The 20730-nt window shown below is 65.2% G+C and carries 12 protein-coding genes and 1 pseudogene; 8 read left to right on the top strand and 5 right to left on the bottom strand.

Annotation, left to right across the window (positions count from 1 at the left end; all coding sequences use genetic code 11):
• Positions 1-62 precede the first annotated feature (62 nt).
• The 4 genes and pseudogenes from BTO20_RS15180 to BTO20_RS15165 form a co-directional block, all read left to right on the top strand.
• Positions 63-1523: an APC family permease gene (locus BTO20_RS15180; RefSeq protein WP_087077131.1), complete on the top strand. Its 1461-nt coding sequence runs from the start codon at positions 63-65 to the stop codon at positions 1521-1523.
• Positions 1513-2691: a hypothetical protein gene (locus tag BTO20_RS15175; RefSeq protein ID WP_232491145.1), complete on the top strand. Its 1179-nt coding sequence runs from the start codon at positions 1513-1515 to the stop codon at positions 2689-2691. The genes BTO20_RS15180 and BTO20_RS15175 overlap by 11 nt, the downstream gene beginning before the upstream one ends.
• Positions 2692-2696: 5 nt before the next feature.
• Positions 2697-4196, top strand: a complete 1500-nt coding sequence (locus BTO20_RS15170) for an APC family permease (protein WP_087077126.1) — start codon at positions 2697-2699, stop codon at positions 4194-4196.
• A 15-nt stretch (positions 4197-4211) separates the two neighbouring features.
• Positions 4212-5456, top strand: a pseudogene (locus BTO20_RS15165) (FAD-binding oxidoreductase); the annotation flags it as partial.
• Between the two features lie 79 nt (positions 5457-5535).
• On the opposite strand, the gene BTO20_RS15160 reads toward BTO20_RS15165, so the two are convergent.
• Positions 5536-6456 (bottom strand): lytic transglycosylase domain-containing protein, encoded by a 921-nt coding sequence (locus tag BTO20_RS15160; protein ID WP_087077123.1) that lies wholly within the window; start codon positions 6454-6456, stop codon positions 5536-5538.
• Positions 6457-6609: 153 nt separating this feature from the next.
• Between BTO20_RS15160 and BTO20_RS15155 the strand changes: the two genes are divergently transcribed.
• Positions 6610-6921 (top strand): hypothetical protein, encoded by a 312-nt coding sequence (locus tag BTO20_RS15155; protein ID WP_087077121.1) that lies wholly within the window; start codon positions 6610-6612, stop codon positions 6919-6921.
• A gap of 28 nt (positions 6922-6949) precedes the next feature.
• Here the strand turns inward: BTO20_RS15155 and BTO20_RS39320 are convergent, their stop codons facing one another.
• Positions 6950-7195, bottom strand: a complete 246-nt coding sequence (locus tag BTO20_RS39320; protein ID WP_157680221.1) for a hypothetical protein — start codon at positions 7193-7195, stop codon at positions 6950-6952.
• 283 nt (positions 7196-7478) lie between these two features.
• On the opposite strand from BTO20_RS39320, the gene BTO20_RS15150 reads away from it, so the two are divergent.
• From BTO20_RS15150 to BTO20_RS15140, 3 genes are all read left to right on the top strand, one after another.
• Positions 7479-15188 carry an amino acid adenylation domain-containing protein gene (locus BTO20_RS15150; protein ID WP_087077119.1) on the top strand — a complete coding sequence of 2570 codons (7710 nt, stop codon included), beginning with the start codon at positions 7479-7481 and terminating at the stop codon, positions 15186-15188.
• Between the two features lie 165 nt (positions 15189-15353).
• Entirely contained in the window at positions 15354-15800 is a 447-nt protein-coding gene (locus tag BTO20_RS15145) for an MmpS family transport accessory protein (protein WP_198344396.1), read from the top strand.
• Positions 15797-18697 (top strand): MMPL/RND family transporter, encoded by a 2901-nt coding sequence (locus tag BTO20_RS15140; protein WP_087077115.1) that lies wholly within the window; start codon positions 15797-15799, stop codon positions 18695-18697. Before BTO20_RS15145 ends, BTO20_RS15140 begins: the two co-directional genes overlap by 4 nt.
• 34 nt (positions 18698-18731) lie before the next feature.
• On the opposite strand, the gene BTO20_RS15135 is transcribed toward BTO20_RS15140, so the two are convergent.
• The 3 genes from BTO20_RS15135 to BTO20_RS15125 form a co-directional block, all read right to left on the bottom strand.
• Positions 18732-19172, bottom strand: a complete 441-nt coding sequence (locus BTO20_RS15135) for a hypothetical protein (RefSeq protein ID WP_232491144.1) — start codon at positions 19170-19172, stop codon at positions 18732-18734.
• Positions 19173-19211: 39 nt separating this feature from the next.
• A complete protein-coding gene (locus BTO20_RS15130) occupies positions 19212-19499 on the bottom strand; it encodes a hypothetical protein (protein WP_087077112.1) in 288 nt (95 codons plus the stop codon).
• Between the two features lie 64 nt (positions 19500-19563).
• Entirely contained in the window at positions 19564-20484 is a 921-nt protein-coding gene (locus BTO20_RS15125; protein ID WP_087077110.1) for an acetoacetate decarboxylase, read from the bottom strand.
• Positions 20485-20730: the final 246 nt, after the last annotated feature.

The following is a 20730-nucleotide window of genomic DNA, read 5'->3' as shown; positions in this document are numbered from 1 at the left end:
TGCCGTCGCGCCACCGCCACGCCTAATGTGCACCTAGCCCTTCGAGGAAGCCAGGTGTCGCAATGACGGCTGAGCGCGTTGCCGAGGCCCGGTCGGCCGATGACGAGGTCCGACACTCTGGCTATGCACCGGAACTGAAACGAACCCTCGGCGCGTACCAGACGTTTGCGATCTCCTTCGCGTTCATCTCTGTGGCGGTCGGCATCTTCGCAACCTACGGCGCGGTGCTCCAGACTGCCGGGCCCGTGGGGATTTGGCTGTGGGTCCTCGCCGCGCTCGGACAGACGCTGGTCGCGCTGGTCGTCGCCCAGTTCGCCGCCCGCATCGCGCTCAGCGGGTCGGCGTATCAGTGGGCCTCGCGGCTGGCAAACCCGAAGATCGGATGGTGGTTCGGGTGGCTCACGTTCTGGTTCCTGACCATCGGCGTGGTCGCGATGGACAATGCGCTGGCGAGTCAGGCGCTCATGCCGCTGTTCGGTATGACGCCCGACGAGAACGCCGCACGGTTGATCACGTTGGGTCTGCTGCTCGTCCAGACGGTGCTCGTCTTCGCGTCGACCCGTTTGCTCGGCGTGGTCAGCTCTGGAGCTGTCGGGCTTGAGATCGCGGTGCTCGCCGTGCTGGTGATCGGACTGGGGACAGCCGCGGCCACCGGCAGCGGCACCGTGGGCAACCTCGTCTCACGTGGCATCACCGCCGACGCACCAGGCTATTTCGCCATGGGTGGCGGCCTGATGGCCGGGATGATCATGGGCATCACCACGCTGGTGGGCTTCGACTCCGCAGCCAATCTGGCCGAGGAGGCCAAAGACCCGTTCCGCACCGTGCCGTTCGCGATCGTCGCGTCGGTGGTGGTGTCGGCGGTGCTGGGGCTCGTATTCGTCATCATCCTCACCATCGCCATCACCGACATTTCCCAGGTGAGCAACAGCGCATCACCGGTGGCCACGATCATCGATGATCAACTGGGGCCGGTCATGCAGCGAATCCTTTTGGCGGGGATCGGCTTTGCGATGTTCAGTGCCGGCATGGTGATGCTGGCCTCATGTTCTCGCCTGGCGTTCGCCATGGCGCGCGACGCGCGGTTCCCCGCCCACACCGTGATCCGGCGCGTCAACCGGCACACGCGAACGCCCATCGCCGCCACCGTGCTCGTGCTCGTCGTCGGGGCCATCCTGATGGTCGCGTTGCCGGGCGCCGCACTGCTGCAACTGATCATCGGGTCGACCATCCTGCCCGCACTCATCTACGGTTCGATCACCGTGCTGTACCTGTCGGTGCGAAAACGGCTCGGCCGCAAGGCGGGTGCATTCAGCCTCGGACGCTTCGAGTTGCCCGTGGCGGTCGCGGCGCTCGTCTGGGTCTTTTTCGCCCTGCTGACGCTGGTGTCCCCTCGCGCGGCCCTGGTGCCTGATCTGATCGTGACCGGCCTGATCCTCGTCGGCGGCCTGTACTTCATCCAGATGTTCATCTTCAATCGCGACGTGCTGGACGCCGAACCGGGTGATCCCGATGAGTTCTGATGTCGCAACCAAAATGGGGCGCAAGACCTTTCGAAAGATCGCACCGGACGACAAGCACGATCGCGACGCGGCCGAGCGCTGGTTCCTTTCGCGCGGGATGCCCGCTGTGCTCACGCCACGCGCACGCTGGAGCCACGTGGTGCCGAGATCAGCACCCGCCCTGGCCTCATATGCGACGGTCATGGTCGCTCTGCTGATCGTGTACTTCCTCATCGGGACCAGTGAGATCTACATCGATGGCGCGCCATCCCCGGTGGAACGGATTGTGCTGACAGTGATCGTGCTCGCCGTCCCGGTGGCCGCTGTCGTCGGCCGCCGGGTGTCCTCGCTGCAGAGTCGGCGCGCCCAGACCATTGTTGCGATAGCCGCGATGGCCGTCGCCGCAACATCCGCGGTCATCCAGGGCGGGTCTTCGCACCTTCTCAGCGCGGCCGCCGTGGTGCTGGTGATCCTCGCGTTGACGGCCAGCGGCGCGGGTGCTGTCCTGGCCTGGGCGATGCAGTTGACCATGAACCAGATCGCCGCGATGGGTGCACTTTTCGTCCGCGCACTGCCCGTGCTGCTGTTGACGGTGGTGTTCTATTTCAACACCTACGTGTGGCTCATGGCTTCGGTGATCAGCAGGTCCCGACTGTGGCTCGCCGTGTTGATCCTGCTCACCGTCACGGTCGCTTTCATCGTGTCCGGGACAGTCGCTCGGATCCGCCCGACCCTGACCGGCGTGAGTCTCACCGACGACGATGCGGGCCGGTTGACCGGAACCCCATTTGCCACCATGGCCGATCGCCCGACCACCAGATCACTCACTCGCTCCGAGCGCTTCAACGTCGTGCTGCTGCTGGCTGCCGCACAGATCACCCATCTGATGATGGTCGCGATCTGTACTGCCGCCATCTATTTCGCGTTGGGGCTCGTGCTGCTCAGCCCCGCCGTGCTGGCCCGTTGGACCGCCAACGGATCTCCCGACGGAACCATCCTGGGCATGACCATCCCGGTGCCCCAGGCGCTGATCCACATGACTCTGCTGCTCATTGCGCTGACTTTCATGTACGTCAGCGCCCGTTCGGTCACCGACGACGAATTCAAGAGCCGCTTCCTCGATCCGTTGATCGCAGACCTGCGCGCGACGCTTGTCGCCCGCAACCGGTACCGGCCACAAGGAGGCTGACCGAAATGTCCCATTCCACCGACCTTCCAGACGAAGCCCATCGTGAGTTGCCCCACGGCGCAGAAGCCGCCGACGAATTCTGTGAGGACTGCGGCTACGAGCCGCAACTGAAACGAAGTCTCGGCACCTTCCAGGTTTTCGCGATCTCGTTCGCGTTCATCTCCGTCGCGGTCGGCGTCTTCGGCACCTACGACGACGTGTTGCAGAATGCCGGGCCGGTCGGGATCTGGCTCTGGGTGATCGTGGCGATCGGCCAGACGCTCGTAGCATTGGTGATCGCCCAGTTCGCCGCCCGGATCCCGCTGAGCGGCTCGTCGTACCAATGGGGTTCGCGGCTGGCGAATCCGAAGGTCGGCTGGTGGTTCGGTTGGTTCAACTTCTGCACCCTCACCGCGGGTGTGGTGGCCATCGACAATGCGCTCGCCAAGGATGCCCTGATGCCCATGCTGGGCATGGCCTCGGACGAGCGGACCGCACGCATCATCACCGTGGTGATGCTGATCATCCAAGCCGCGATCGCCATCGGGTCGACGCACCTCGTCGCCATGATCAACACCAGCGCAGTCGGTTTGGAGCTGGCACTGGTCGTCGTACTCGTGATCGCGCTCTTCGTCGCTGTCGCCGTCTCGGGCAAGGGCTCCATCAGCAACCTGACCTCCCGAGGCATCACCGAGGGCGCCCCCAACTACTTCGCCATCGGCGGCGGTCTGATGCTCGCCACGGTGCTCGGCCTGACCACCCTCGTCGGATTCGATGCCGCGGCCAACCTGGCCGAGGAAGCCAAAGACCCGTACCGCAGCGTACCCAAGGCCGTCGTAGGTTCCGTTATCGCAGCAGCGGTTCTGGGCTTGCTCTTCCTCATCGCACTCACCGTGGCCATCGATGACATGCCGCGGATAAGCGCCAGCGACTCGCCGGTCGTGGTGATCATGCACGACCAGCTCGGCACCGTCATGGAGAAGCTGTTGTTGGTCGCCATCGTGTTCGCGTTCTTCGGCGCCGGTATGGTCACCATGGCCACCGCATCCCGCATCGTCTACGCGATGGCGCGCGACTCCCGGTTCCCCGGGCACAAGGTCATGCGGCGCGTCGACGCCCGCACGCACACCCCGATCCCGGCCACGGTCCTGATCGTCGTCCTGGGCATCATCCTGATGCTCGCGCTGCCCGGTGACTCGCTGCTGGAGTTGATCACCACCGGCACGATCATCGGCCCGAGCCTCTATGGCGCGACCATCATCCTGTACCTGTCCGTACGCAAGCGGCTCGACCGGGTGGAAGGCGCATTCGACCTCGGCCGCTATGAGATGCCCGTCGCGATCAGTGCGCTGATCTGGTCGGCCATCGCGGTGTTCATCATGGTCACGCCTACGTCGGCGCACGTCCCGATCGCCATCGTGCTCGGCCTGACTCTGCTGGGCGGGCTCTACTTCCTGAAGTTGTGGAAATTCAACCGCATCGTGCTCGAGACCGAGCCGGGCAAAGTCGATGTCTTCAAGCACTGACAGAAAGGTGATCCAATGACTGCCACAGCCGTTGAGCTGACCGGCGAGGTCGTCCGACCAGGAGATGACGGCTACGAAAAAGCCCGTCTCGGCTGGAACAAGCTCTACTCGCACTATCCCGCCGCGATCGTGTATTGCAACGACGCGCAAGACGTCCTCAATGCCGTCAAATGGGCTCGGCGCCAAGGTGTCGCGTTCCGCGCGCGCAGTGGTGGCCACTGCATCGAAGGATGGTCGGCGATCGACGGCGGCGTGGTCATCGACGTCAGTCGCATGAAAAGCGCCGAATTCGACGAGGCCGCAGGCACGGTCAGGGTCGGCACCGGTCTGATCCAGCGTGAGGCCGTGGCAACCCTTGGCGCGCGCGGCTACGTCATGTCCACCGGTGCCGAAGGCACCGTCGGGCTCGGCGGCGTGATACTCGGCGGCGGATTCGGCTTGCTGACCCGCCAACTCGGCATGGCGTGTGACGCGCTGCTCGCCGCCGAGATCGTGGTCGCCGACGAAGCCGAGTCGGCGAAACTCATTGAGGTCAACCAGAATATGCATGCTGATCTGCTGTGGGCATGCCGCGGCGGCGGGGGCGGCAACTTCGGCATCACGACCGCCTACACGCTCAAACTGGCCAGGCTGCACGATGTCCAGTTCGTGATCGCCAGGTGGGACGGACACGGCGACCTGGGTGAAGTGCTACGCGTCTGGCAACGCGACGCACCCTTCGCCGACGAGCGGCTGTCCAGCGCCGTGGAAGCCGACGCCACCCACTTCGAGATGACGGCGGTGATGCACGGCGGCACCCGCGCCGAGGCCGAGGCCGGGCTGGCGTCGGTGCTCGCGGTCGGTGATCCCGAAGCGGACTTCCGGGAAGGATCGTGGCCGGACTTCTACGCCGACGCCGACCGTGGACCGGATCTACCGTATTGGAAGTTCCAGTCTCAGTTCATCACTGAGCCGTTCCCCGACGAGGCGATCGACACCGTCCTGCACTACCTCGCCAACTGCCCGACCCCGGAGAGCAACTTCTTCGTGTCGAGCTTCGGTGGCGCAGTGCGCCACGAGCCGCCGGGCGGCTCGGCATTTCCGCACCGCGACGCGCTGTTCTACTGCGAGCCAGGCGCGGCATGGGACGATCGGGCACTCGACGCGAAGGCGCTGGGATGGGCGAACGACTTCTGGCGAGCACTGCGCCCGTACGGTACGGCCGGCTATGTCAACGTGCCCAACGCCCAGGCCGCCGATTGGGAACGCGAATACTACGGCCCGAACGTCGAGCGACTACGGCAGGTCAAGGCCACCTACGACCCCACAACGTGTTCACCTTCCAGCAGAGCGTGCCCCTTCACTGAGGGTGCGCCGCAAGGTAATCGGCGACAGCGATCGGCGCGGTCGCGCGGTAGCCGACCGGCAATAGAACGTCGCCGGCAGTCGTGCGGTAGTAGATTTCCCACCGGTAGTAGCCGGTGAATGCTGCGGGATCTGCGGCGAGGACGTCGGCATAATTCGTCACTGCCCGCACGTAGTCGTTCGAATGGTTGTACGCGTAGATCGCGTCGTCCCGGTTGTGCGCAAACCCGTTGGCGGCCAGCTTGCGCCCGGCGGCCATGATGCTGTCGCGGGGCGCGTGGATGTCACCGCCGTCGCTGTACGCCGCGAACGTCGACGGCAGAAACTGCATGGGGCCCTGCGCGCCTGCTGAACTCGGACCGACAATGCGGCCGAACGTGGTCTCGACGAGGTTTATGGCCGCCAGATAGTTCCAGCCGACGCCCGTGGCGGCATCCGCCTCGCGGTAGTAGCGCAGTAGTTCGTCCGCAGGCGCGGGCGCGTCGATGCGCCACGCGGGAACAGTGGCCTTCACTTCACTCGAGACCAACCTGTCCAGGTGCCTGCGAGCCTCTACGTTGCGGTCGTAGACCGGCAGGAATGCGGGCGGGATGCGTGGGCGGGTGACCTGATCCCATTCGGGATGGCGGCCGATCGCCCGGTAGGAGGCCTGCTGGCGCCGAGCCGCCTGCGCCAGCACGGGCTCCGACGCCGCGTGGTCCCGCAACGTCTGTTCGTCGCTGACCAGATCATCGGCCAGCTTCACCGGGTCCGGGGCCAGCCGCGGCTGCGCCGGTACGGGTGCGGGTGCCGCTCTCGGTGGCGCGGCCGATGCTGCCGGCACGGAAGTCGCAGGCGGCGCCGTGCCCGTCGGCTCGGTGCATCCCGCGAGTACCACCGCGGTCGCGACGGCGAACAGCACGGCACGCTTGCGCACCGAAGGCGATCGATGCGCAGGCCCATGTGCCGACCGACGGTTCGCCGTGCCCTCCCTGCCGTCAGAAAATTAGGGTGTGTGCCTACCCTATGCGGCCACTGCGCCCCGCCCGAGACTGGTTGGGTCCTATCCCCACGAGCGGAGGTTTCCACCATGGCAATCGTCGCGACCACAATCGTCCATCCGAATCCCGGTGTGACCTGGGACGTCATTCAGAGCCAGCTGAAGCGCGCCACCACGCTCGCCCGTAAACACGGTGCGGAAAACGTCACCGGACTGGTCACCACGGTCGGCGGCCAAGGCACCAACACCATCGGCATGCTCTCGACCGTCGCTGACTGGGCCACCTACGGCAAGGTCCAGGAGAGCCTCAACGCCGACCCCGAGTACCAGTCGCTGCTGATGGATGCGAGCCAACTCGCGACCTGGGAGAACTACCTCAGCCAGACCATCCCCGATCTGTAGGCAGCACCGCGCCGAGCGGCCAGTTGCGTCACGCAAATCTTGAAAAATCGTGCACAACTGGCCATTCGGCGGCGTGGGCTCCGAGCGCCACCCCGAGATACCGTAAACGGCACAATTTTTGCCAGCGTTGCTGACGCAGCGCTTGCGATATTCGGAATTCGGATGACGAAGCCCCGGCCATCACGATGCCTGCTGAATTCGATTCTTTGCTGACCACCTTGACAGCTATCGAGGTGGCACTGTGGGTGACAAACACCCACACGATCAATGACATTTGCCACAACACTTGTCGTCGCGTAGTGCAGCGCTGCGGTCGACGCGACCGCAAGCAGCGTCGAGGCCGCTGCTGCCCCCAAATTTGCCGAACCCGTAAAATCGGCCTGGTCCTGCCATTATCCTTATCGACACAGGAGGGTGCCGGCCACGAGCTGGGTCTGCCTGTCGATACCGACGACGACCTTTCTCCGCGACCGGAAGAGAAAGCTGGTCGAGTTGCTACGGGTATTGGTGGTCATTTCCACCCATTCTTTCGGGTCGCCCAATCTTAATGGGGAATTGTGACTGGCGGCCCGTCACTGCGGTTGCTGTCGATCGATCTGCTTGACGACGACGAACGCGATGTGTTGGACGAATGGGCCAATCGCGCGGAGTTGCATCGACCTGCGGTTGCGGCACCGTCGATTCCGGCATTGTTCGCAGCACAGGTGACACGCGACCCCGACGCAGTGGCGCTGGTGTGCCGCGAGCAATCGTGGACCTATCGCGAGCTGGACGAGGCCGCCGACCGGTTGGCGAGCGCGGTGGTTGCCCATGGCGGCGGTCCGGGTGAGCGGGTGGCATTGCTGCTTCCCCGTTCCGGCGAGGCGATCGTGGCGATCCTGGGGGTCCTCAAGTGCGGCGCAGCGTATCTGCCGATGGATCCGGCGCATCCCGATGCACGACTCGAGTTCGTGATCTCCGACGCCGCGCCGGTCGCCGTGCTGACGACGGCCGACCTGCGTCGCCGACTGCACGGGATCGACGTCACGATCATCGACGTCGCCGATCCCGCCGTGAATCAGCCTCCCAGCGGCGGGCTGCCGACACCGGTACCCGGTGACATCGCCTACCTGACCTATACGTCGGGAACGACGGGTGTCCCGAAGGCTGTCGCGGTCACCCACGAGAACGTCACGCAGCTGCTCGAGCAACTACATCCGGCACTGCCCGCGGACGCGGGACAGGTGTGGTCGCAATGGCATTCGCTGGTCTTCGATGTGTCGGTGTGGGAGATCTGGGGTGCCCTGCTGCACGGCGGCCGGTTGGTCGTGGTGCCGGAGTCCGTGGCCGGCTCACCGCACGATCTCAACGCGCTGTTGGTCGACGAGAAAGTCACCGTGTTGTGCCAAACGCCCTCTGCGGCAGGGATGTTGTCACCTGAAGGCCTGGACGGTACAGCGCTGGTGGTGGCCGGCGAGGCCTGCCCGGTAGATCTCGTTAAGCGGTGGGCACGCGGGCGCGTGATGGTCAACGCCTACGGGCCGACCGAGACGACCATCTACGCGACGATGAGCGCACCGCTGTCCCCGGATTCGGATTCGGCGCCGATCGGCCGACCGGTGCCGCACGGCGCAGCCTTCGTGTTGGACGAGTTCTTGCGACCGACGTCCGAGGGCGTGGTCGGCGAACTGTACGTAGCAGGCGCCGGCGTCGCCGTCGGCTACGCACGACGCCCCGCGTTGACCGCGTCCCGGTTCGTGGCGTGCCCGTTCGGGTCACCGGGTCAACGGATGTATCGCACCGGCGACCTCGTACGGTGGGACACCGATGGGCGGCTTCATTACCTGGGTCGCTCCGACGAGCAGGTCAAGATTCGTGGCTACCGAATCGAGTTGGGCGAGATACAGGCCGCGCTGGCCGCATCTGACGGGGTGGAGCAGGCCGTGGTGATCGCCCGCGAAGACCGCCCGGGGGACAAACGTCTGGTCGGCTACATCACGGGCACCGCGGACCCGGCGGCGTTGCGCACCGCCTTGGCGAAGCTGCTTCCGGCATACATGGTCCCTGCTGCGGTCGTGGCGCTGGAATCACTGCCCCTGACGGTCAACGGCAAGCTCGACAAGCGCGCCCTGCCTGCGCCGGAGTACCGCAGCGTCGATCGATACCGCGCGCCCGTCACCGAGACCGAGTCCATCCTCGCCGACATCTACGCACAGGTTTTAGGTGTCAACCGCGTCGGAGTCGACGACTCGTTCTTCGCCATGGGTGGCGACAGCATCCTGTCGATGCAGGTGGTGGCACGTGCACGCGCGCGGGGCGTGCTGGTGCGTCCGCGGGACGTGTTCGTCGAGCAGACCGTGGCACGCTTGGCGTCGGTGGCCGCAGCAGTCGGCGGTGATCGGGAGAACTCGTCCGACGATGGCATCGGGCGAGTGTTGCCCACACCGATCATGCGCTGGCTGCACACCGTCGACGGCCCCGTCGAGCAGATGAACCAGACGGTCGTTCTGCGCGCCCCGGCCGTGGTGACCGAGGCCGACGCGGCGCAACTGCTACAGGCCCTGCTGGATCGCCATGCCACGCTGCGGTTGCGGGTAGACATGAGCGACTGGTCCATGACCGTACCGGAGAAAGGCACGGTTGACGCGCGGTCGTGCCTTCACACCATCGACACGTTGTCCGACGAGGCGCTGCGTGAAGCCGTGTCACGGCTCGATCCGGCCGCCGGCAGGATGCTCTCGGCGCTATGGGTAGCCGACACCCGACAGCTGGCGTTGGTGATCCACCACCTGGCAATCGACGGGGTGTCCTGGCGAATTCTGTTGGAAGACTTGAATCTCACGTGGGTACACCACCGGAACGGTCAGTCGGCGCAATTGCCCACCGGCGGCACCTCATTCGCCCGCTGGTCGGCGGTATTGGACCAATATGCGCGCTGCTCAGAGGTGGTCGCCCAGGCAGACGCCTGGCAGCACATCCTCACGACACCGCCCGCGTTGCCGGCCGTACAACCGGAGCAGGACACCTACGCTCGCGCGGGCCGGTTGTCGGTGTCGCTCGACGCCGAAACCACGCGGCAGTTGCTCGGTGATGTGCCTGCCGCCTTCCGCGCGGGGGTAGGTGATGTCCTGCTGATCGGGTTCGGCCTCGCGGTGGCGGAATTTCTCGGCACCGGAGGAATCCCCGTCGGAATCGACATCGAGGGTCATGGCCGCGACGAAGCACTCGGCGACGATATCGACCTGTCGAGTACTGTCGGCTGGTTCACCGCCAAATACCCCGTGTCGTTGACGGTGGGTGAATTGCCTTGGGAGCACGTGAAATCCGGGGATGCCACGCTGGGGGCGGCGATCAAGGCCGCCAAAGAGCAGTTGCGTAGCCAGCCAGACGGCCTGACATACGGATTACTGCGGTATCTGAACCCCGAAGTGGCGCTGTCCGGGCCAGAGCCCACCATCGGATTCAACTATCTCGGCCGGCTCGGTGCCGGCGCGAGCGAGCTCTCCGACGAATTGTGGCGTATCGACCATGACGCACTGTCGCTGGTCAGCGCGGCCGCGGAAGTACCCATGCCATTGATGCACACCCTCGAGCTCAACGCCGGAATCGTGGACACGGGTACCCGCAGTGGTCTTCGGCTGCAGGCGAATTGGACATGGGCGCCGTCGTCGTTGAGCCAGGCCCAGGTACATCGCTTGAGCCTGTTGTGGTTCGAGGCACTCAGCGGGATCTGCACGCACGTGCGCTCCGGCGGTGGTGGACTGACCCCCTCGGACATCGCGCCAACACAGTTGAGCCAGAGTCAGATCGACGAACTGGCCCAGCAGTACCACATCGCCGACATCCTGCCCCTGACGCCCGTGCAGGAAGGATTGCTCTTCCACTCCGCCATCGCACCGACGCGAGGCGCCGACGGCGACATCTATGCGGTGCAGCTGGAAGTCACCGTGACCGGAATCCTTGACCAGGACCGGCTGCGCGATGCCTTGCACACAGTCATCTCCCGTCACCCCAACCTCGCGGCCCGGTTCTGCACTCAGTTCGGCGCCCCGGTCCAGATCATTCCCGCGGATCCGGTACTCGCGTGGCGGTATATGGACCTGCGCGGTGACGATGTGAATCCCGATCAGGAAGTCGAGCAGTTGTGCGTCGCCGAGCGGGCCGCGGTGTGTGATCTCGCCACGCGGCCCACCTTCCGGGCGGCGTTGATCCGGACCGCGGGCAATCAGCACCGGTTCGCGATGACCTTTCACCACATCGTCATCGACGGCTGGTCACTGCCGATCCTGTTGCGAGAGATCTTCGCCGGTTACTTCGAGCAGCGACTCCCTGACGTCTGGGCGTACCGTAACTTCGTCGAGTGGCTGGCCGGTCGGGACCGAGACGATGCCAGGGCGGCCTGGCGCAGGACGTTCGACGGGTTCGCCACACCCACCCTCATCGCTGCGCAGGCGCGATCCGGACCACGCCGGGTCCAGACGTATCGACTGTCCGCCGAGATCACCAAAGCGGTTGGAGAACTGGCCCGTTCATGCCGAACCACCGTCAACACGGTGTTGCACGCGGCTTGGGCGCAGGTGCTGATGGTCCTGACGGGCCAGCGCGACGTGGCCTTCGGTACCGCCGTCTCCGGACGCCCTGCGGAGTTGGCCGGATCGGAGCACATCGTCGGTCTGCTGATCAACACTGTGCCGGTGCGCGCTCGCGCCGCTGCGGGCTGCACCGTCGCAGACCTGTTGCACCAGTTGCAAAATGCCCACAACGACACCGTCGAACACGAACACCTGTCGCTCAACGACATCCATCACGTCACCGGCCACGACCATCTGTTCGACACGCTCTTCTTGTACGAGAACTATCCGCTCGACGCCGACGCCTTCAGCGGTGCCCACGAGTTGACGATCACCGAATTCAACAACCGTGAGTACAACCACTATCCGCTGTCGGTTATCGCGTTGCCCGGCCACGAACTGAGCCTGCGGGCGGAGTTCGACTCCGAAGCGTTTGACGCGGCCGCGATCGACACGCTGGTCAAACGGTTCCAGCGGGTGCTGGCCACCATGACCGCGGAACCCGACCGGCCGCTGTCATCCATCGATGTGCTCGACCCGGCAGAACACCAGCGCCTCAACGGTTGGGCTCACCGCGCGATACTGACTGAGCCGGGGCGTGCGCCCGCCTCGATTCCGCAGCGCTTCGCCGAACAGGTCGCGCGAACGCCCGACGCGGTGGCCCTGACGTTCGAGGACACGTCGATGAGCTACCGCGAGCTGGACGCCGCGGCGAACCGGTTGGCGAATCTGCTGACCGGGTATGGCGCGGCCCCGGGGGAATCCGTGGCGCTCATGGTTTCTCGTTCCGCTCGGGCGATCATGGCAATCCTGGCGGTGCTCAAGACCGGGGCGGCGTATCTGCCGATCGATCCGGCAGTCCCTACAGCGCGGCTGGAGTTCATGCTCGGCGACACCGCGCCGATGGCGGTGATCACCACGGCAGACCTGCGGTCGCGGTTCGACGGCGTCGATGTGTTGATCGTCGACATTGACGACCTCGCACGCACGGCCACCGACATCCGGCCGGACACTGCGCCGCCGGCGCCGGGTCCCGACGATGTCGCCTACACGATCTACACCTCGGGAACCACCGGTGTGCCGAAAGGCGTTGCGATCACCCATCGTAACGTCACCCGACTCTTCGACTCGCTCGATGCCGGATTCGAACCGGCGTCCGGTCAGGTGTGGACACAGTGTCACTCCTACGGCTTCGACTACTCGGTGTGGGAGATGTGGGGCGCCTTGCTGCACGGTGGGCGGCTCGTGGTCGTGTCGGAGTCCGTCGCCGGATCGCCGCACGACCTGCACGAGCTGCTGATCGCCGAAAAGGTCACCGTGCTCAGTCAAACCCCGGCGGCCGTGGCGGCGCTCGACCCGCAGGGTCTGGAATCGGTGACGCTGATGGTGGCGGGCGAGGCCTGCCCGGCCGAGGTGGTCGATCGATGGGCGCCGGGCCGGGTGATGGTCAACGGCTACGGCCCGACCGAGACGACGGTGTACGCCACCATAAGTGCCCCGCTGACGAAAGCTCCGGAGGCCGGATCGAACATCGTCCCGATCGGCTTGCCGGTGCCCGGTGCGGCGTTGTTCGTGCTCGACGGATGGTTGCGGCCGGTACCGGCCGGCGTCGTCGGCGAATTGTATGTTGCCGGCCGCGGCGTCGGTGTCGGATACATCCGCCGGCCGAGCCTCACCGGGTCACGGTTCGTGGCGTGCCCGTTCGGCGCACCGGGGGCCCGCATGTACCGCACCGGCGATCTCGTGCGATGGGGTGCGGACGGGCAGTTGCAGTATCTGGGACGCTCCGACGAGCAGGTCAAGATCCGCGGTTACCGGATCGAACTCGGCGAGATCCAGGCCGCGCTCGCCGCACTGGCCGGTGTCGAGCAGGCGGTGGTGATCGCACGAGAGGACAGGCCGGGTGACAAGCGCCTGGTCGGCTACCTCACCGAATCGACCGCCGGCACCGTCGATCCCGCGCAGCTGCGCTCGCAGCTGGCTGATCGGCTGCCGCCGTACATGATTCCGACCGCGCTGGTGGTGCTCGAAACGCTGCCGTTGACGGTCAACGGCAAACTCGACAAACGTGCCCTCCCCGTTCCCGAATACCAGGGTGCCGACCGCTACCGCGCACCCGTCACCAAGGCCGAGAAGGTCATCGCCGACATCTACCGGCAAGTGCTCGGGGTGCAGCGAGTCGGGGCCGACGACTCGTTCTTCGACCTCGGTGGCGACTCGATTTCGGCCATGCGGGTGATCGCAGCGGTCAACACGGCGCTCGACGCCGACCTCGCGGTTCACACCCTGTTCGATACGCCGACGGTCAGCACGCTGAGCCTGCAGGTGGACCACCGGTCTGGTGTGATACCCGAAACCGATAGCGCCAGCTTCGCGTCGGTCCACGGCCGCGATGCCTGCGAGGTACGCGCCGGTGACCTCACCTTGGACAAGTTCATCGACACCACCACCCTGAGGACAGCCCCCACCTTGCCGCGGCCCCACCGGAAGCCTCGGACGGTCCTGCTGACCGGGGCGACCGGCTTCCTGGGGCGCTATCTGGTACTCGAATGGCTCAAGCGGCTGCGGCGGATCGATGACACATTGATCTGCTTGGTCCGCGCCACATCCGATGACGAGGCACGTCGACGCCTGGAGGCGACGTTCGACACCGACCCGACCATGCGTCGGCACTTCAACGAACTGTCGGCCGGTCGGTTGCAGGTCGTCGCCGGTGACAAGAGTTCAGCCAATCTCCGCCTCGCGGAACACGTTTGGCGACGGCTGGCGGAAACCGTCGACGTGATCGTTGATTCCGCGGGCTTCGTCAACGGCGTCCTGCCCTATAGCGAGTTCTTCGGCCCGAATGTCGTGGGCACGGCCGAACTCATTCGTTTCGCGCTCACTTCGCGACTGAAGCCCTTCGCGTTCGTGTCGACGGCGGACGTGCGCCATCAGATCGAACCGTCGACGTTCACCGAGGACGCCGACATCCGGGTGATCAGCCCGACCCGCGTTCTCGATGGTGGATTCGCCAACGGGTACGGCACCAGCAAGTGGGCGGCCGAGGTGCTGTTGCGCGAAGCGCATGACCTGTGTGGGCTGCCGGTCGCGGTGTTCCGCTGCGACATGATCCTGGCCGATACCACCTACGCGGGGCAGCTCAACGTGACGGACAACGTGACCAGGATGGTGTTGAGCATCGTGGCCACCGGCCTCGCACCCGAGTCGTTCTACCAACTCGACGCCGACGGCAACCGCCGACGCGCCCATTACGATGCGCTGCCCGTCGGATTCGTCGCTGAGGCGATCACGACGCTGGGCTGGCAGGTGGCCCGATCTATCTCCTCGGACTTCATGACGTATCACGTGATGAACCCGCACGACGACGGTATCGGACTCGACGAGTACGTCGACTGGCTCAACGACGCCGGTTATCCCATCACCCGCATTGGCGACTTCGGGGAATGGTTGCAACGCTTCGCAGCCGCGCTCCAGGCGCTGCCCGAGCACCAGCGTCAGCACTCGGTGCTACAGATCCTGCGGTCACGCTTTGCGAAGGACCTTCGTGCGCCGGAACCCACTCGGGGCGCGTACGGGCCAACGGATCGCTTCCGCAGCGCGGTGACAAGGGCCAACATCGGCCCCGGTAACGACATCCCCCACATCTCGGCACCCATCATCGTCAAATATGTCACCGACTTGCAGCGGCTGGGACTGCTCCAGCCCATCGACTGATCCTGGCGGCCCGACCCACATTCCCAGCTTCCACACAGCAAAACACCTCGGCTATGTGTTGTGGTGTTCGGCTCACTGTCGTACCGTCAACCTAGTTGATTAGCCGTCCTAGCGGAGCTTCCCCACCGTCCCGCGCCTGGTCGCCGCTCATTGAAAGGGTCACGAATGCAGCGGGTTTCGATCGGACGTCGGCTGAGCCGACGGTGGATGCTGCTGGTTGCGGTGGTGGTGATCGCGGTCGCGGCCTTCGCCGTGTATCGCCTGCACGGCGTCTTCGCCTCGCACGACGTCACCTCGACACCCAGCGGCGCGGTCAACGACATCGTTCCGTTCAACCCCAAACACGTGGTCATGGAGGTGTTCGGCCCGCCGGGGACGACTGCGACCATCACCTATCTGGACGTGAACGCCCAGCCGCAGCGGGCCGACGGCGTCGCGTTGCCATGGGCCTACGACACGACCACCACCCAGCCCGCGGTGTTCGTCAACGTCCAGGCCCAAGGTGACAGCGATTCGATCGGCTGCCGAATCAAGATCGACGACGTGGTCAAAGACGAGAGAACGGTGAACACGCTGAACGCCTACACCTACTGCCTGGACAAGTCCGGATGAGTACCGACAATGACGTTCGCCACCGGGTTCCGAACCTGATCCGGCGGTTCTCGGTGGTCATCGCACTGTTCTGGCTGGGCCTGGCAGTGGTGACCAACGTGTTCGTGCCGCAGCTCGAGACCGTTGCCGAATCGCACAATGTGTCGCTGAGCCCCCACGACGCGCCGTCGCTGCAGGCCGCCAAACGGATCGGCAAGGTGTTCGGCGAGTTCGATTCCGACAGTTCGGCGATGATCGTGCTGGAGGGTGACAAGCCGCTCGGCGCCGACGCGCACCACTACTACGACGGTTTGATCCAGAAGCTGCGTCAGGACACCAAGCATGTCCAGCACATTCAGGATTTCTGGGGCGACCCGCTGACTGCGGCCGGCTCGCAGAGCACCGACGGCAAAGCCGCGTTGGTGCAGGTGTACCTCGCAGGCAACCAGGGCGAGTCGTTGGCCAATGAGTCGGTCGACTCGGTCCGCCGCATCGTCGACGACACACCCCCGCCGCCGGGGGTCAAGGCGTATGTCACCGGCCCGGCGCCCCTGGTCACCGACCAGTTCGAGGTGGGCCGACACGGCACGCTGAAGACCACGCTGATCACCATCGGGGTGATCTTGGTGATGCTGTTGTCGCTCTACCGGCGTGTCACCACCGCGATTCTCGTGATCTTCACCGTGATGATCGAGTTGACCGCGTCGCGCGGCGTCGTCGCCGTGTTGGCGAACGCGGGCATCATCGAGCTGTCGACGTATTCGACGAATCTGCTGACGCTGCTGGTGATCGCCGCAGGCACCGACTATGCGATCTTCATCCTCGGACGTTTCCACGAAGCGCGGTATGCCGGGCAGGACCGCGTGTCGGCGTTCAACACGATGTACCACGGAACCTCGCACATCATCCTGGGTTCGGGCCTGACGATCGCCGGGGCGGTGTTCTGCCTGACCTTCACCCGGCTCCCGTATTTCCAGAGCCTGGGCATCCCCGCGGGCATCGGCGTTCTCGTGGCCGTGCTCGCGGCGTTGACGCTGGCGCCCGCGGTGCTGGTGATCGGCCGCCATTTCGGTCTGTTCGAACCCGCGCGTCAGCTGCAGACCCGGGGCTGGCGGCGTATCGGGACGGCCATCGTGCGCTGGCCCGGCCCGGTCCTGGTGGTGACGGTCGGGGTGGCCCTCATCGGGCTGCTCGCGCTGCCGGGATACAAGACGAGTTACGACGCGCGGCCCTACATGCCTGCCGATGCTCCGGCCAATGTCGGTTACGCGGCCGCCGAACGGCACTTCTCCCAAGCGCGGCTGAATCCCGAACTGCTGATGATCGAGGCCGACCACGACCTGCGAAACTCCACCGACATGATCCTGCTGGAGCGCGTCGCCAAGGCGGTGTTCCACACGGACGGTATCGCTCAGGTCCAGTCCATCACGCGGCCGCTGGGCACCCCACTGGACCACACGTCGATACCGTTCCAGATCAGCGCGGGCAGCTCGGCGCAGATCAACAACCTGCCCTTCCAGCAGGCCCGCGGCGCCGATCTGCTCAAACAGGTTGACGTGATCAACAATTCGATCGACATCCTGCGGCAGCAATATGCGCTGCAACAACAATCCAGCGCCGTCACCGACGAGCAGGCCAAGGCATTCCAGCAGACGGTCGCCACCGCGCAGGATCTGCGGGACAAGATCGCCAACTTCGACGACCAGTTCCGCCCACTGCGTAACTACTTCTATTGGGAACCGCACTGTTTCGACATCCCGATGTGCGCGGCACTGCGGTCGGTGTTCGATGCGCTCGACGGCATCGACGCGCTGACGGATCAGTTGGCAGGCGTCTCGGGCAGCATCACGAAGTTGGATGAGCTGCAACCCAAGCTGTTGGCACTGATTCCCCCGCAGATCGCCAGCCAGCAGACCAACCGGGATCTGACACTGACCAACTACGCCACCACGTCGGGTATCAATGACCAGACGCAGGCCGCCCTGCAGAACTCGACCGCGCTGGGTCAGGCGTTCGACGCTTCGAAGACCGACGACTCGTTCTACCTGCCGCCGGAGGCGTTCACCAACCCTGAATTCCAGCGCGGGCTCAAGCTGTTCTTGTCACCGGACGGCAAGGCGGCCCGGATGATCATCACCCATGACGGCGATCCCGCTACGCCCGAAGGCATTTCACATATCGACGGCATCAGGCATGCGGCCCAGGAGGCCGTCAAGGGCACTCCCCTGGCCGGATCCAAGATCTACCTCGCCGGCACCGCAGCCACCTACAAGGACATCCAGGACGGCGCCAAATACGACCTCATGATCGCGGGGATCGCCGCGCTGAGTCTCATTCTGCTGGTCATGATGTTCATCACCCGAAGCATCGTCGCCGCGTTCGTCATCGTGGGCACGGTCGCCCTGTCGTTGGGCGCCTCGTTCGGGCTCTCGGTGCTGATCTGGCAGGACCTCCTTGGCATCCAACTGTTTTGGATCGTCCTGGCGCTGGCCGTCATCCTGCTGTTGGCGGTGGGATCGGACTACAACCTGCTGCTGATCTCCCGGTTCAAGGAGGAGATCGGTGCGGGCTTGAACACCGGCATCATCCGGGCGATGGCCGGTTCGGGCGCGGTGGTGACGGCGGCGGGCCTGGTCTTCGCAGCCACCATGGCGTCCTTCGTGTTCGCCGATCTCCGGGTGCTCGGCCAGATCGGCACGACGATCGCCTTCGGACTGCTGTTCGACACGCTGATCGTGCGGTCGTTCATGACACCGTCCATCGCCGCCTTGATCGGCCGCTGGTTCTGGTGGCCGCTGAGGGTGCGTCCACGGCCCGCGAGCCAGATGCTGCAGCCGTACGGGTCACGCGCGTCGGTCCGTCAACTGCTGCTGTGGGAGGACGGCGACCCGATCGCGGAATCGTCGCCGCGGAGCTAGGCCCATGGCGGACGACCCAATGCTGAGCAGTTGACTAGCAAACGCCCACTGCCGTCGGCAGCTTCTTTTTCAACCGAGCGACCCGGCGCAACTGGGCGACGATGTTCATGGACGTCAGCATCGGAATTCCCCCGATGAACGTGCGGAACGACGGATTGCCGCCGTGGACATGGAGCTCATACAGGCAGCCGACGACATAGAAGAACCCCATGGTGAAGAGCACGGCGGGGATCGCGTACGCGAGCGGATTGCGCGCATCGTTGACCAGTTCGGTCGCGTACTCGAGTTCCTCCTCGGTCAACGGTTCGCGTTTGCGCACCTTGGCCAGCACCGCTTTGTGGGCGCCCACCTGCTCGCCCATCGGCGCCGGTGTCCGGTTCTCCAACCGTGTGATGTACAGAAATACGCAGGTGGCGAACACTATTGCCATCACCGCGGCGAGGATTGTCAGCTCGCCCCAGATGCCGAGGTCCACGCGCAGGCTCCTTTACTGAGATCTGCTAAGTACGCTACCTCAGTCGCTGGTTTCGAGCCGCTCGTTCACCCGCGCCAACGCTTCGTCGAAGACCTCCACCTTTTCGCCACGCTTCTCGCTGGCCGGTTGCGCGGCGCCCCGGGCGCCTTCGGCCTCCACCCGCGCCGCGCCCTGGCGCCGCAGCAGGCTGAAGTTCTTCTCGCGGGCTTGCCGCAGCCGGCTCTGCAGGTCCTTCAGCGCCTTCTCGTCCATCCGCGCCAACGCTTCGGGATGCGACTCGGCGATCAACGAACTCTCCTGCGGGGTCAGGTTCACGTGGTTGCTCATCCTTGATTCATAGCGTCCACCGGCCAGAGCTGCGCGACGAATCGCCGGATGGCTTCCCGAACCGTCACACCGCGGCGCCCGCGTCCAGGAGCCGCGGCAGGTTCAGCACCAGTTGCACGTCTCTGGTGACCTCCAGGCTGAGGATTCTGGACGCGCCGAGTCCATCGAGCAGGTCGCTGAGCGGGCCGCCATGGCGAGTGAGCGTGACGTCGCGCGGCAAGGTGCGCCGGGCGAACGCCAGGGTGTTGGATTGCACCGAGGTCTGATGCCATCGCCCGTCGACCAGATGGACCATGGTGTTGGTTCCCATGCGGGACTGCGATGGCACTTCGGTGAACTTCGGCAGCGGCGCACGCAGGGTCACATCCGGTTGCCCTGTGGGACCGGCGATTTCGGCGTGTACAGCGTCGCGCATGCTCACGCTGATGTCGGTGCGCCACTTCGGGAGCTGGTACCCGCCGACGCCACGGACCCGGGCGATCTCGGTGGTGACGGGCAGGGCCAGCACATGGGCGTAGAACTTCCTGCGCCGCATGGCGTTGACCAGTTCGAGCTCGGGTAACAGCCCGGACACCAGTCCGCGCTCACCGGGCTTGCGAACCACGGCCGCGACCGACACCTCGTCGTAGGGGTCGTTGTCGCATACCGCGTACGAGAAGAAGGTCAGCGCCGCCACACCGAATCCCGGTGCTGCACGCAGGGGTTCGAGCGGGGCCGGAAGCATCGCCGCCAGGCGGTCGAGTGGGGCGAGCAGGTTTGCCTGCACGATGCTTGCGCGGTAGTAGAAGTTCGGCGCCCAAATCGGCCCGACGCGGGAGTCGACTTTGACCTTCGGGATCCTGCGGAACCAGTCGATATTGCCAACAGCGGGGTCTTGTGCCACCTCGTCGAGATTCGGGTTCGAACGGTACCGGTCGTAGTACCCGCCTTTCGGCACTTCGACGGTCTGGCCTGCGAATTCGACCTCGGTGAGTTGAGTGCTCATCGTGGTGGACCTCATCTTTCTTCGGGATTGATAGCTCCCAGGCTGACAGCGGGACACCGCGATACACAGGTGATGGATGGACAACAAGTTGTGAAAAGTGGCCAGATGCGTGTGTGTCGTGGCCGCCTGGGCAAGCATCGTGGGCGAGATCCATCTCGAAGGCCCCAGCCCGTACTCATTGACCGGCGAGCTGATCGCCTGGGCCGCGCACCGGCTTGCGCTGGCAGCGGTCTCGCACAGGTGCGA

The organism is Mycobacterium dioxanotrophicus (assembly GCF_002157835.1).
Lineage (GTDB): Bacteria > Actinomycetota > Actinomycetes > Mycobacteriales > Mycobacteriaceae > Mycobacterium > Mycobacterium dioxanotrophicus.
The sequence above is the reverse complement of the archived record's forward strand: the minus strand, read 5'-3'. Positions and strand labels throughout refer to the sequence as shown.